The sequence below is a fragment of the Nostoc sp. CALU 1950 genome (assembly GCF_051172895.1).
In the GTDB taxonomy this organism is placed as follows: Bacteria; Cyanobacteriota; Cyanobacteriia; order Cyanobacteriales; family Nostocaceae; genus Nostoc; species Nostoc edaphicum_A.
In genome coordinates, this window is record NZ_JBDNJQ010000468.1 from 1 (window position 1) to 280 (window position 280).

At 47.5% G+C, this 280-nt stretch carries 1 protein-coding gene; it reads right to left on the reverse strand.

The window, feature by feature from the left end; all coding sequences use genetic code 11:
* Positions 1-61 precede the first annotated feature (61 nt).
* Positions 62-280: hypothetical protein (locus ABF638_RS38445; RefSeq protein WP_435027963.1), on the reverse strand; the 219-nt coding region annotated here is incomplete at its 5' end.

Sequence of the window (280 nt, forward strand, 5' to 3'; positions counted from 1 at the left end):
TTATTATGCAAGGGCGCATCACAATCAGAGGAAGTTACTCAATGGCTCTAGGTTGAATTTATCAACACAGCCACTGGGCCATGGTGGTGGTGGTGGTGGTGCTATGGACCTTTCGCCAAAGTGCAGCAGCAAAAGAAGGAAGGATTTCTTCCTCCATGGGATGGACGATGATTCTTGTTTGCCCACCAATACTATTTCTGATAGGGCACAAGACATGGAAATACACCAGATCGAGCCATCGTGGGTAAATGCTTTTAGTGGCGTGATGAGGCTGCTTCTG